This is a genomic window from Streptomyces sp. NPDC002476 (assembly GCF_042889785.1).
Classification (GTDB): domain Bacteria; phylum Actinomycetota; class Actinomycetes; order Streptomycetales; family Streptomycetaceae; genus Streptomyces.
In genome coordinates this window covers 64,766-77,496 of the sequence record NZ_JBIARH010000004.1, presented here as the reverse complement: position 1 = coordinate 77,496, position 12,731 = coordinate 64,766, and the positions used below count along the sequence as shown (strand labels likewise).

10 protein-coding genes and 1 riboswitch are annotated in these 12,731 nt (G+C 68.6%); of the genes, 6 read left to right on the top strand and 4 right to left on the bottom strand.

All coding sequences use genetic code 11. From position 1 onward, the window contains the following. Nucleotides 1-61 precede the first annotated feature (61 nt). A complete protein-coding gene (locus ACFYXM_RS06110; protein ID WP_073790839.1) occupies nt 62-499 on the top strand; it encodes an SsgA family sporulation/cell division regulator in 438 nt (145 codons plus the stop codon). Nucleotides 500-618: 119 nt separating this feature from the next. Here ACFYXM_RS06110 and ACFYXM_RS06105 read toward each other — a convergent pair whose 3' ends face one another. Further along, nucleotides 619-1,941, bottom strand: coding sequence for a YibE/F family protein (locus ACFYXM_RS06105; protein ID WP_389287314.1), 1,323 nt, complete (start codon nt 1,939-1,941; stop codon nt 619-621). 71 nt (nt 1,942-2,012) lie between these two features. Then, nucleotides 2,013-2,146: riboswitch (TPP riboswitch) on the top strand. Here ACFYXM_RS06105 and thiC point away from each other — a divergent pair. After that, nucleotides 2,139-3,953: a phosphomethylpyrimidine synthase ThiC gene (gene thiC / locus ACFYXM_RS06100; RefSeq protein WP_389287312.1), complete on the top strand. Its 1,815-nt coding sequence runs from the start codon at nt 2,139-2,141 to the stop codon at nt 3,951-3,953. Its footprint overlaps the riboswitch before it by 8 nt. A gap of 203 nt (nt 3,954-4,156) precedes the next feature. Continuing rightward, nucleotides 4,157-4,798, top strand: a complete 642-nt coding sequence (locus ACFYXM_RS06095; protein WP_389287310.1) for a GNAT family N-acetyltransferase — start codon at nt 4,157-4,159, stop codon at nt 4,796-4,798. Between the two features lie 121 nt (nt 4,799-4,919). On the opposite strand, the gene ACFYXM_RS06090 is transcribed toward ACFYXM_RS06095, so the two are convergent. The 3 genes from ACFYXM_RS06090 to ACFYXM_RS06080 form a co-directional block, all read right to left on the bottom strand. After that, nucleotides 4,920-5,738: a hypothetical protein gene (locus ACFYXM_RS06090; protein ID WP_389287308.1), complete on the bottom strand. Its 819-nt coding sequence runs from the start codon at nt 5,736-5,738 to the stop codon at nt 4,920-4,922. A 182-nt stretch (nt 5,739-5,920) separates the two neighbouring features. Then, a complete protein-coding gene (locus ACFYXM_RS06085) occupies nt 5,921-6,979 on the bottom strand; it encodes a metallophosphoesterase (protein ID WP_389287306.1) in 1,059 nt (352 codons plus the stop codon). 172 nt (nt 6,980-7,151) lie between these two features. Further along, nucleotides 7,152-8,264, bottom strand: a complete 1,113-nt coding sequence (locus ACFYXM_RS06080; RefSeq protein ID WP_389287304.1) for a LacI family DNA-binding transcriptional regulator — start codon at nt 8,262-8,264, stop codon at nt 7,152-7,154. A 416-nt stretch (nt 8,265-8,680) separates the two neighbouring features. Here ACFYXM_RS06080 and hisC point away from each other — a divergent pair, with 416 nt between their 5' ends. The 3 genes from hisC (at nt 8,681) to cydB (ending at nt 12,671) form a co-directional block, all read left to right on the top strand. Beyond that, complete coding sequence (gene hisC, locus ACFYXM_RS06075) at nt 8,681-9,760, top strand: histidinol-phosphate transaminase (RefSeq protein ID WP_389287302.1); 1,080 nt, start codon at nt 8,681-8,683, stop codon at nt 9,758-9,760. 387 nt (nt 9,761-10,147) lie between these two features. Next, nucleotides 10,148-11,653 (top strand): cytochrome ubiquinol oxidase subunit I, encoded by a 1,506-nt coding sequence (locus ACFYXM_RS06070; RefSeq protein ID WP_389287300.1) that lies wholly within the window; start codon nt 10,148-10,150, stop codon nt 11,651-11,653. A gap of 16 nt (nt 11,654-11,669) precedes the next feature. Then, on the top strand, nt 11,670-12,671 hold the full coding sequence (gene cydB, locus ACFYXM_RS06065; protein ID WP_389287298.1) for a cytochrome d ubiquinol oxidase subunit II: 1,002 nt from the start codon (nt 11,670-11,672) through the stop codon (nt 12,669-12,671). Nucleotides 12,672-12,731 lie beyond the last annotated feature (60 nt).

Genomic DNA, 12,731 nt, shown 5'->3' with positions numbered 1-12,731 from the left:
GGCGTCAATAGGGCCATGGGGGATCATTCCTGGCCAGATTCATCTACTGCGGGGTTGAACGATGCGCGAGTCGGTTCAAGCTGAGGTCATGATGAGCTTTCTCGTCTCCGAGGAGCTCTCTTTCCGGATCCCGGTGGAACTCCGGTACGAAGTGTGTGATCCGTATGCGATTCGGATGACCTTCCATCTGCCCGGTGACGCCCCCGTCACCTGGGCATTCGGCCGTGAGTTGTTGCTCGACGGCCTCAACAGCCCCAGTGGCGACGGCGATGTGCACATCGGGCCCACGGATCCCGAGGGGCTTTCCGATGTACACATCCGCCTTCAGGTGGGCGCCGACCGCGCCCTCTTCCGGGCTGGTTCGGCGCCGCTCGTGGCTTTTCTCGACCGGACCGACAAGCTCGTGCCGCTCGGACAGGAGCGCACGCTGGGTGACTTCGAGGGAAACCTGGAGGAGGCCCTGGGCCGGATCCTCGCCGAGGAGCAGAACGCCGGCTGAAGAACACGGTGTCGCCGACTGGTGCCCGCCGGTCGAACACGGCATCCGCCGAATGGGTGAATCGCTCTCCGTAATCAGGACCGCTCCTCGTCTGTCGGCCGATGTTCGTTCCGGGGTGCTCATGGCTTCGCCCTGCGGCGGCGGCCCTTCCCGGTCCGTACGGGTGCTGGAGCTCCGGCTTCCGCGCCGAGCCCTGTGCGGTCCGCGGAGACCACCAGCGCGGCGAGCACCGTCGTCACCGGCACCGATGCGACCAGCCCGATCGAACCGACCAGCGTCCGTACGATCTCCTCCGCCACCAGCTCGCTGTTGGCCACCGTGCCCACGCTGCTCCTGGCGATCGAGAACAGCAGCAGCAACGGCAGCGCGGCGCCCGCGTAGGCGAGCACCAGCGTATTGACGACCGAGGCGATGTGATCGCGCCCGATCCTGATCCCCGCCCGGTAGAGCCCCCGCACGCCCATCGTCGGGTTCGCCTGGTGCAGTTCCCAGACGGCCGACGTCTGGGTGACCGTCACGTCGTCGAGCACCCCGAGCGAACCGATGATGACGCCGGCCAGCAGCAGGCCGCTCATGTCGATGCGCGGATACAGGCCGTGGATGAGGCCGGTGCTGTCGTCGGTGTTGCCGGTCAGGCTCGCCCAGCCGATGAACAGCGAGCCGAGCAGCCCGATCAGCAGGAGCGAGATCAGTGTGCCCACCACCGCGACCGAGGTGCGGGCGGTGAGCCCGTGGCACATGTAGAGCGCGATCAGCATGATGGCACTGGACCCGACCACCGCCACGATCAGCGGATTCGAGCCCTGGAGAATGGCCGGGAGGATGAACAGGGTCAGCACGGCGAACGACACGGCGAGCGCGATCAGCGCCATCACCCCGCGCATCCTGCCCACCGCGACCACGACCAGGGCGAAGATCCCGGCCAGCAGCGCCATCGGGAACTTCCGGTTCACATCGGTCACCGAGTACTGCAGGTCGTGGGGCGCGTCCGGGGCGTACGCCACGACCACGCCCTGCCCCTCGCGCAGCTGACGCGGTGCGTCGGGCTGGACGATCTCCACGAACCGCCGGCCCTTGTCGTGACCGGTCGTCACCTCGACCGTGGCCTTCGCGCACAGCCCGGTGCGGCCCGCCGACTGCGGAACGGTCTCGCCGCCGACCGGCATCTGAGAGGCGTTCACCTCCTTGCAGTCCACTGTGTCGACGTTCACCACCTTGCCCTGCTGGGTCTGCCGGTCGAAGCCGACACCGGTTCGTTCGTGCGGTGGCGCACCGCCCGGCCAGAGCACCACCAGTCCGGCGAGGACCGCGGCGGCGAACGGGATCAGTACAGCCGCGATGACCTTCCGCAGATGTCTGGAGACGGGCGCCGCGGGGCCGTGGGCGTGCGTATGGCCGTGATGGGGACTCGGCGGTTCGGAAACGCTGGGGAGGGACGTCACCGGGCGATCATCGCAAGGAGGCAAGGGACCCTCTGTTCATTCCGCCGGACGGGGCGCTAGCGTGGAGGAACCTTTGCACACGCGGGAGCTCGGAGCACCGGGCTGAGAGGGCGCTGATATCCGTACGTCCGTACGGGACGAGCTGCGCCGACCGCTGAACCTGTTACCGGGTAATGCCGGCGTAGGGAGTAGGTCTCATGACCACATCGGACGCACGCACGCCTGCCTCCAGCCAGAGCGACGAGGCCGGGAAGTCCATCGGCTGGCACAAGGGATACGTCCAGGGGCCACGCCCCGACATCCGTGTGCCGGTCCGTCAGGTACACCTCACCAACGGCAAGGACGTGACGCTGTACGACACGTCGGGGCCGTACACCGACCCCGACGTCGAGACCGACGTCCGTCGCGGGCTCGCGTCGTTGCGGGAGAACTGGATCACCGCGCGGGGCGACACCGAGGAGTACCCGGGCCGGCCCGTCCGGCCCGAGGACGACGGGCTCAAGCACACCTCGCCGCGTATGGGGTCTCCCCTGCTCGAGCGAAGCCGACAGCTCGGGGAAGGGCTGCGCAATCTCGACGCCGTCTTCCCCGGCCGGCCCCGGCTGCCGCGCCGCAGCCGGGACGGCCGACCGGTGACCCAGCTCGCGTACGCCCGGCGGGGTGAGATCACCCCGGAGATGGAGTACGTGGCGATCCGGGAGAACGTCGAGCCGGAGGTGGTGCGCGAGGAGATCGCCGCGGGCCGGGCCGTGCTGCCCGCCAACGTCAACCACCCCGAGATCGAACCGATGATCATCGGGAAGCGGTTCCTGGTGAAGGTCAATGCCAACATCGGCAACTCCGCGGTGACGTCCTCCATCGAGGAGGAGGTGGAGAAGATGACGTGGGCGACGCGGTGGGGCGCCGACACGGTCATGGACCTTTCCACCGGCCGCAACATTCACACCACCCGTGAGTGGGTTCTGCGCAACTCGCCCGTGCCGATCGGCACCGTGCCCCTCTACCAGGCCCTCGAAAAGGTCGATGGCAAGGCCGAGGAGCTGACCTGGGAGATCTACCGGGACACCGTCGTCGAACAGGCCGAGCAGGGCGTCGACTACATGACGGTGCACGCCGGCGTACGCCTGCCGTACGTTCCGCTGACCGCCCGCCGCAAGACCGGCATCGTCTCGCGAGGCGGCTCGATCATGGCGGCGTGGTGTCTCGCCCACCACAAGGAGTCGTTCCTCTACGAGAACTTCGAGGAGCTCTGCGAACTCCTCGCCCTCTACGACGTGACGTACTCGCTCGGCGACGGGCTGCGCCCCGGCTCGATCGCGGACGCCAACGACGAGGCGCAGTTCGCCGAACTGCGCACGCTCGGGGAGCTGAACACGATCGCCAAGCAGTACGGCGTCCAGACCATGATCGAGGGGCCGGGCCATGTCCCGATGCACAAGATCAAGGAGAACATCGATCTCCAGCAGGAGATCTGCGAGGAGGCGCCCTTCTACACGCTCGGCCCGCTGACCACCGATGTCGCTCCGGCGTACGACCACATCACCTCGGGCATCGGCGCGGCGATGATCGCCTGGTGGGGCACGGCGATGCTCTGCTACGTAACGCCCAAGGAGCACCTCGGTCTGCCGAACCGCGACGACGTGAAGACCGGCGTGATCACGTACAAGATCGCGGCCCACGCCGCGGATCTCGCCAAGGGGCATCCGGGGGCGCAGGACTGGGACGACGCGCTCTCCGACGCCCGGTTCGAGTTCCGTTGGGAGGACCAGTTCAATCTGGCGCTCGACCCGGTCACGGCACGGGAGTTCCACGACGAGACGCTGCCGGCGGAGCCGGCGAAGACGGCGCACTTCTGCTCGATGTGCGGCCCGAAATTCTGTTCGATGAAGATCTCCCAGGGCATCCGGCGTGAACACGGGGTGTCGCAGGCCGAGGTCGAGGCGGGGATGTCGGAGAAGTCGAAGGAGTTCGCGGCGGCGGGCAACCGCGTCTACCTGCCCGTCGCGGACTGAGGCGAGAGCCGACCAGGGCGACAAGAGAGGCGGAGCGCAGGGTTCCGCCCCCCTCGCCTCGCTCGCCCCCGTGCCCGGTCCGCCCCCGCATTGCCTTCGTCGTGGTCCCGCCTCCCCGGGTTCCTCACCGGCCACACGGAAACCGCGCCCGCGGGGGCGGAAAACGGATGAACGCGACGGCCGGGTCTCCGTAGTATCCGCGCATGAGCGGCATGACGGGGCAGAGGGCGGACACGACACAGGCGCGGGACGCAGTGGACACGACGGACGCGGTGCGGGTGGTGGAAGCGGACCGGCAGCCGTGCTGGCGCGGGCGGGACATCGCCTTCGTCGCCGTCGAGACCGAGGACGCCGAGCTGTTGCAGGAGTGGCGGTGCGATCCGGCGACCGCCCATGTGATGGGGGTCTGGCCGCGTTCGCTCGCCTCGCTGCGCGAGCAGATCGAGCGCGATCAGGAGGACCAGGACCGGGACGACTTCCTCATCGTGCTCGCCGACGGCACCCCCGTGGGCCACGCGGCCCTCACCGACCAGAACTACGCCGACGGCACCGCCGACGTCGAGCTGCTGCTGTCCCCGCGGCACCGTGGTCGCGGATACGGCACGCGGGTTCTGGACGCACTGACGGATCTGGCGTTCGGGGAGCTTCCCCTGTACCGCCTCCGGGCCGTCACCCACGCGGACAACGCGGCCGCGCTCGCCGTCCTCGACGGGTCGGGGTTCACCCGGGAGGGGGTGAGCCGGTCGGCGTGCCTGCACCGGGGGCGGCGGTACGACGTCGCGGTGTTCTCGCTGCTCCGTCCCGAGTGGGAGGGGCAGCCGCGCCCGAGGTCCTGGGATCTGTGACCGGGCGCGGCCCGTCCGCATCCTTGGTCCGCCCGGACCAGGGCCCGGGGCGGGGTGGAGGGGGTGTGGTGCGGGGCCCGCGTGACCGGGCTCCGGGGGAGGGGCACGTGCGGCGGCGCCGTCATTCCACGTCGTGCTCGGGGCTGCCGAAGTCGGGGCTGGTGAAGTCCGGGCTGGTGAAGGTCGGCCGGGGGCCCGCGGCCGGGCCCTCGTCCGGGCCGGAGAAGTCGGGGCGGCTGTAGCCGACTTTCGGGATGCGGTTCGGCGAGCGCTGTGGTGTGCGTGCGGTGGACGCGGCCTCGGGGTCGTCGAGGGCGTCGCGCAGGAACGGCAGGATGCCGCGTTCCAGCAGCGCGTGCCGCCAGGCTTCCCGGGCCCGCGCCACGTCCTCCGGCAGCTCGGTCTCGTCGCGTACGGCGTTCTCCGAAGCGGAGCCGTTGCGCAGCGCGGTGATCAGCAGTCCGACGGCGGCGACCAGGATGGCGGCGGCCATGACCACGGCGAAGAACCAGCCCGCGGTGACCAGGGTCGAGGCGAAGGCGGGCGGCGGACTGAGCAGCTTCAGCAGATAGCCGACCAGCAGGAATATGAACGCGGCGGTGCCGGCGAGCACGGGCGCGAGGACCGTGACGACCGCTCCCGCGCCGGCGCCCGACCGGCCCGGACGGTCCGTGTCCGATCCGGCGGGCGGGTCCTCTCCGTCGGCCGCGCCGCGCAGTTCCTCACGGGCCCGCACGTAGTGGTCGTACTCGGTGGCCGCCGTCGCCGTGATCATGTCCGTGGCGGCCAGCGCCATGGTGCGCAGCTGTACGGCGTTGAGCCGTTCGCCGACGGCGGCCAGATCCGGCCGTCGATGGGCGTGGCGCAGTGCGTCGTCGAGGATCCGCTCGTACTCGGGGCGGTCCTCGGTCAGCAGGTGCGGAGCGCTTCTCATGTGCATCCCCCGATGCTCCGTCGGGCCCGATGGCCCGTCAATGCCGGGCAGTTGGGCGGAAACGGAGGAGAGCCTGCTACGGATACGCCGATGGTAGAGCGACCACGGCACGCGGTGACAGGGGGTTTCCGGAAATAGGCCCGGTGCTCGTCGTGGTCAGGTCGTGGAAGCGTCTTCCCGTAAAACCGTCAGTCATGCAGGGGGAGTTGGACGACCAGCAGCTTTCCGGCCATGGTCACTCCGCCGTCCATGGCGATGGCGAGCCCGTCGGCGTACACGTGCGGGCCTTCGACCACGGGACCCGAGCTGTCCTCTCCGTCCTCCGACCCGACCTCGCCGAGGAGGTAGGGAATGGGGCTGTGACCATGGACGATGCGCTGTCCGCCGTAGGCGGCCATCAGTTCCCGTACGGTCTGCGGTCCCGCGTCGTCACGGAAGGCGAACCGCTTGGTGAACTTGCGGAAGAGGTCCCAGCACTCGTCGGCGTCGTTGCGCGTGAGAATGGCGTGCACCGTGTCGTTGACGTCCTCGATGGTGCTGCCGTAGTCGAGGTACGCCGTCGTGTCGGAGTGCATCAGCAGATGCCCGTCCTCCTCGACGATCGCGTCGAGGCGGGACATCCACTGGAGGTGGACGTCCTGGAGCCGCTCCATGTCGTTCTTCTGGCCGCCGTTGAGCAGCCAGGCGGCCTGGAAGGTGGCAGTGCCCGCGCCCGAGTTCACCGGCGTGTCGCCGAATCGTTTGGCGCCGATGAGCAACAGCTCGTGATTTCCCATCAACGCCTTGCAGTACCCGCCCGCGGCGGCGGCCTCGGCGGAGAGGCGCATCACGAGGTCGATGACGCCGATGCCGTCCGGACCGCGGTCGGTGAAGTCGCCGAGGAACCAGAGCCGGGTGTTGCCCGCGGCCCACCTGCCGTCGGAGTCGATGAGTCCCTGCTCGGCGAGGGCGGCGACCAGTTCGTCCAGGTAGCCGTGGACGTCGCCGACGACGTAGAGCGGCCCGAGTCCCGGCTCGCGGGTCGGCCAGGGTTCCGGCACGGCCTGTACCTGGACGGTGTCACCGCGGTTGATCACCGGGAGGTCGCGTTCGGTGGGCGTGTACCCGTCCGGCAGCGCGTCCCCGGGCAGGGCGTTGCCCGGATGCGGGGACGCGGGCGGTACCGGGGTCTGCGCGTAGGGCGGCACGCGGAAGTCGCGCAACGTCGCAGTCCGCACCACGGGTTCCTGACCGGCCCCCTGTGTCATCGACCCCTCCACCACCGTCGCGCCGCCGTACACCTGACGGGCCTGCTGGTCGGGGCGGTCCGCGGTGTCGTGCGCCCATCATAGGAATGCGAATCGTGCTGTGTGACGCACCAGGGGTGGTGAATCCCGGAGCATGTCCGGCTCACCGGCCGTTTGGTCCGAATTCGTCTGTTCAATCCCTGGCGGGGGAGCGCGGCGCGCTGACCGTGGTGCGGGGCGGACGGCGTTGCGAGGACGTCCGGACGATGAGCTCCGTCGGTATGACCTGCTCCACCGGGCCGCCGTGATCCACGCCCTCGATGGCGTCGATGAGGAGCTGGACGACCGCCGTGCCGATTCTGCGCGGTTTGAGCGAGAGGGTGGTGATGGGCGGCTCGGTCGTCGCGTACACGGTGGACTCGCTGCAGCAGACCAGCAGCAGGTCCTCGGGGACGCGCAGCCCGTATCTGCGGGCGGCCGCCAGGAGGTCGGTGCCGTTGGGGTCGAAGAGCCCGTAGACGGCGTCGGGACGGTCCGGGCGGGCGAGCAGCCGGTCTGCGGCGACCGCGCCCGCGCACGGGTCGTGGGCGGGGTAGGACTCGTACACCGGGTCCTGGCCCACGCGCTCGCACCAGCGCAGGTACGCGGTGGTGGAGAGGCGGGTGTACGTGTCGGTCGTGGTGCCGGTGAGCAGGCCGATGCGTCGGGCCCCGGCGGAGGCGAGGTGGTCGAGGAGGTCGAGCACGGCGGCGCCGTGATCGTTGTCGACCCAGGCGGTGACCGGGAGGGCGCCGGCCGGGCGTCCGTCCGACACGACGGGCAGTCCTTGCCGTACGAGCTCCGTGACGACCGGGTCCTGGTCGGAGGGGTCGATGACGACGGTGCCGTCGAGGGCGACGTTCGACCAGACGTCGTGGCGCGAGGTGGCGGGCAGGATGACGAGTGCGTAGCCGCGGGCGAGCGCCGCGGAGGTGGCCGCTCTGGCCATCTCGGCGAAGTACGCGAACTCGGTGAACGTGAAGGGTTCGTCGCCGTACGTCGTCACGGTCAGGCCGATGAGGCCGGACTTGCCGGTACGGAGGGTTCGGGCCGCGGCGGACGGGCGATAGCCCAGGCGCTCTGCGACCTCGCGGACATGGCGGCGGGTGGCGTCCGGGAGCCTGCCCTTGCCGTTGAGCGCGTCGGAGACGGTCGTGATGGAGACCCCGGCGGCGGCGGCCACGTCCCGGATTCCCGCTCGTCCTTGCCGGCTGCCGCGCCGGGGCGTCTCCGCCCGGCTCACCTGGTGCTTCCCTGCTGCTGTCATGGCGAGCCGATAGTAGGGGGCGTGCGGGAGGTCGGCCCGGTCGCATATTCATGCGTTGACAGGCACGTTTCTGCATGATCAGACGGCGTCAAATACCTTGTAAGGCCAGGTCGTTGGGCGAATACGCCGTGGTATGTGATGCGCTGAACGCGATGGGTCTACTAAATGGTCGATGTTTCGAAGAGGTCTCATCTCACCTCTTCGAGGGACGCGCGCCACGGCGTGAGCCACCGGCGCGCGTCAAGGTCGAACGCGCTCCCCCATTCCTGGTCGCACCGGGCGATTGGGGTGCACAGGCCGTTCCCGTGCGCCCGGCCGCACCGGGCGTCCGAAGGCGCACGGGCCATTCGCAGCGGCGCCCAATCCTCATAAGGTGAGCAGTATTGATGTGTACAGACGGTCGAGGAGGATCTGCGGTGAGCGAGACGAGCCCCAAGTTGCGCGCCGAGCTGGACGGCGTTCCCGCCTATGTGCCGGGCAAGCCCGCGGCGGCCGGCGGACCGGTCGCCTTCAAGCTGTCCTCCAACGAGAATCCGTACCCCCCGCTGCCCGGCGTGATGGAGTCCGCCCTGGCGGCGGCCGCGAACTTCAACCGCTACCCGGACATGGCCTGCACCGGCCTGATGAACGAGCTGGCCGACCGTTTCGGTGTGCCCGTCTCGCATCTCGCCACCGGGACCGGGTCGGTCGGGGTGGCGCAGCAGCTGCTCCAGGCGACCTCGGGTCCGGGCGACGAGGTGATCTACGCCTGGCGCTCCTTCGAGGCGTACCCGATCATCACCCAGGTCAGCGGGGCGACCTCGGTGAAGGTGCCGCTGACCGACGGTGAGGCACACGACCTCGACGCCATGGCGGAGGCGATCACCGACCGCACCCGTCTGATCTTCGTCTGCAACCCGAACAATCCGACCGGCACCGTGGTGCGCCGGGCCGAGCTGGAGCGTTTCCTGGACCGGGTGCCCGGCGATGTCCTGGTGGTGCTGGACGAGGCGTACCGGGAGTTCATCCGCGACGCCGAGGTGCCGGACGGCATCGAGATCTACCGGGACCGGCCCAATGTGGCGGTGCTGCGCACGTTCTCCAAGGCGTACGGGCTGGCCGGACTGCGGGTCGGCTTCGCCGTGGCGCACGAGCCGGTGGCGGCCGCGCTGCGCAAGACGGCGGTGCCCTTCGGGGTCAGCCAGCTCGCGCAGGACGCGGCGGTGGCCTCGCTGCGCGCGGAGGACGAGCTCCTGGGGCGCGTGGGCTCCTTGGTCGTCGAGCGCGACCGGGTGCAGCGGACGCTGGTGGAGCAGGGATGGACAGTGCCGGAGTCGCAGGCGAACTTCGTGTGGCTGCGACTGGGGGAGCGCACGGCCGACTTCGCCGCGGTGTGCGAGCGGGCCGGCGTGGTGGTCAGGCCGTTCGTGGGTGAGGGCGTACGGGTCACGATCGGTGAGGACGAGGCGAACGACCTGTTTCTGAAGGTGGCGGAGTCGTACCGCCGGGAGCTGTAGAGCCGTAGAGCGGCGCGGAACCGCAGGAGGCCGTGGAACGGCGTGGTCCTGCGGGGAGCCGTCGAAGGGCGCGCGGACCGCGGCTCGCGCGCCGGGCGTACGGGCCCCGTACCTCGATCCGGTGATCGGGTACGGGGCCTCTTCGTGCGTGGGTGTCCGGGTTCGGACGCGTGCCGGGGCTTCGGTGTGCCCATGTGTCTGCTTCAGGCGGATTGATCGGATCGTCCCGAGAGAGGGGTACCCCGCCCGAACATCCCGAAAGGCTGTGCGTCATAATTTGATTGTGAATGTGAACGCGTTCACAAGCATGTCCTGTTCTTCCCGTGGTTAATCGGATTTAACGGGCAGAATGCTCGTGTGATCACGGCGATGTAAGGAGAAGGCGACGTGGAGCTAGCGCTGGCGCCGGAAACACTGGCGCGTTGGCAGTTCGGGATCACCACCGTCTACCACTTCCTGTTCGTTCCGCTGACGATCTCTCTCGCCGCGCTCACCGCGGGCCTGCAGACCGCCTGGGTGCGTACGAACAAGGAGAAGTACCTCAGAGCGACGAAGTTCTGGGGCAAACTCTTTCTGATCAACATCGCCATGGGCGTGGTCACCGGCATCGTCCAGGAGTTCCAGTTCGGCATGAACTGGTCCGACTACTCGCGGTTCGTCGGCGACATCTTCGGTGCCCCGCTCGCGTTCGAGGCGCTCATCGCGTTCTTCTTCGAGTCCACGTTCATCGGGCTGTGGATCTTCGGCTGGGACAAGCTTCCGAAGAAGATCCACCTCGCCTGCATCTGGATGGTGTCCCTCGGGACCATCCTGTCCGCCTACTTCATCCTGGCGGCCAACTCCTGGATGCAGCACCCGGTGGGCTACCGGATCAACGAGGAGCGCGGCCGGGCCGAGCTGACCGACTTCTGGCACGTGCTCACCCAGAACACGGCGCTCGCCCAGTTCTTCCACACCATCACCGCCGCCTTCCTGGTCGGAGGCGCCTTCATGGTCGGCATCGCCGCATTCCACCTGGCGCGCAGGAAGCACATCCCGGTGATGCGGACCTCGCTGCGGCTCGGACTGGTCACGGTCGTGATCGCCGGACTCCTCACCGCCGTCAGCGGTGACCAGCTCGGCAAGGTCATGTTCAAGCAGCAGCCCATGAAGATGGCCGCCGCCGAGGCCCTCTGGGAGGGGCAGGACGGGGCGCCCTTCTCGATCTTCGCGGTCGGTGACGTGGCCAAGGGCCACAACACCGTGGAGATCTCCATCCCCGGCATGCTGTCCTTCCTCGCGGACAACAGCTTCACCTCGCACGTTCCCGGCATCAACGACATCAACAAGGCCGAGCAGGAGAAGTTCGGCCCCGGCGACTACCGGCCCAACATCCCGGTCGCCTTCTGGAGCTTCCGTTGGATGATCGGCTTCGGGATGGCGTCCTTCGCCCTCGGCCTCCTCGGGCTGTGGATGACGCGCAGGAAGTTCATGCTGCCTGCCGCGCTGCGCACCGGAGAGGACGAGGTACCGCATCTGGTCCTCTTCAAGAACAAGGCACTCAGCCCCAAGTTCGCCAAGTGCTACTGGATCCTGGCGCTCTGGACCATGGCCTTCCCGCTGATCGCCAACTCCTGGGGCTGGATATTCACCGAGATGGGCCGCCAGCCCTGGGTGGTCTACGGAGTGCTCCAGACCCGGGACGCGGTCTCCCCTGGCGTCTCGCAGGGCGAGGTGCTCACGTCGATGATCGGCTTCACCCTGCTCTACGCCATCCTCGCGGTGATCGAGGTCAAGCTGCTCGTGAAGTACATCAAGGCCGGACCGCCGGAGCTCACGGAGGCCGACCTCAACCCGCCCACCAAGATCGGCGGCGACGAGCACGCCGACCGGCCGATGGCCTTCTCCTACTGAGCCGAGGAGCTGAGAGATGGAACTCCACGACGTCTGGTTCGTGCTCATCGCCGTCCTCTGGACCGGCTACTTCTTCCTGGAGGGCTTCGACTTCGGGATCGGGATCCTCACCAAACTGCTCGCCCGTGACCGCAAGGAACGGCGGGTCCTGATCAACACGATCGGGCCGGTCTGGGACGGCAACGAGGTGTGGCTGCTCACCGCGGGCGGCGCGACCTTCGCCGCGTTCCCCGAGTGGTACGCCACTCTGTTCTCCGGCTTCTACCTGCCGCTGCTGATCATCCTGGTCTGTCTGATCGTGCGGGGCGTCGCCTTCGAGTACCGGTCGAAGCGCCCCGAGGACCGGTGGCAGACCAACTGGGAACACGCGATCTTCTGGACCTCGCTGATCCCGGCCCTGCTCTGGGGCGTGGCCTTCGGGAACATCGTGCGCGGCGTGAAGATCGACGCCAGTAAGGAGTACGTGGGCAACTTCTGGGACCTGCTCAACCCGTACGCCATCCTCGGCGGACTGGTCACGCTCACTCTCTTCACCTTCCACGGAGCCGTGTTCGCCGGACTCAAGACGGTCGGCGACATACGGCACCGGGCGCGCACACTGGCGCTGAAGCTCGGTGCGGTCACCGCGGTGCTCGCGCTCGGCTTTTTGATCTGGACCCAGATCGACAACGGTGACGGCTGGAGCCTGCTGGCGATGATCGTCGCGGCGGTGTCGCTGGTCGCGGCGATCGGTGCGGTCGCGGCGGGGCGCGAGGGATGGTCGTTCGCGTTCTCCGGTGTGACGATCGCGGCCGCCGTCGCGATGCTCTTCCTGACGCTCTTCCCGAACGTCATGCCGTCCTCGCTGAACGACGCCTGGAACCTCACGGTCTCCAACGCCTCGTCCAGCCCGTACACGCTGAAGATCATGACCTGGTGCGCGGGGATCGCCACCCCGCTCGTCCTGCTCTACCAGGGCTGGACCTACTGGGTGTTCCGCAAACGCATCGGTACGCAGCACATCGCCGAAGCGCACTGAGCGCACCGGGGGTCTGTCCGGCAACCGGCCCTGAACCGCCGGGCAGGCCCCGTCCTGGTC

Bases quoted from the DNA above. Each gene is read 5' to 3' on its own strand.
- ACFYXM_RS06110 (WP_073790839.1), top strand. From the start codon at position 62: ATGCGCGAGTCGGTTCAAGCTGAGGTCATGATGAGCTTTCTCGTCTCC.
- thiC (WP_389287312.1), top strand. From the start codon at position 2,139: ATGACCACATCGGACGCACGCACGCCTGCCTCCAGCCAGAGCGACGAG.
- ACFYXM_RS06095 (WP_389287310.1), top strand. From the start codon at position 4,157: ATGAGCGGCATGACGGGGCAGAGGGCGGACACGACACAGGCGCGGGAC.
- ACFYXM_RS06090 (WP_389287308.1), bottom strand. From the start codon at position 5,738: ATGCACATGAGAAGCGCTCCGCACCTGCTGACCGAGGACCGCCCCGAG.
- ACFYXM_RS06085 (WP_389287306.1), bottom strand. From the start codon at position 6,979: ATGACACAGGGGGCCGGTCAGGAACCCGTGGTGCGGACTGCGACGTTG.
- ACFYXM_RS06080 (WP_389287304.1), bottom strand. From the start codon at position 8,264: ATGACAGCAGCAGGGAAGCACCAGGTGAGCCGGGCGGAGACGCCCCGG.
- cydB (WP_389287298.1), top strand. From the start codon at position 11,670: ATGGAACTCCACGACGTCTGGTTCGTGCTCATCGCCGTCCTCTGGACC.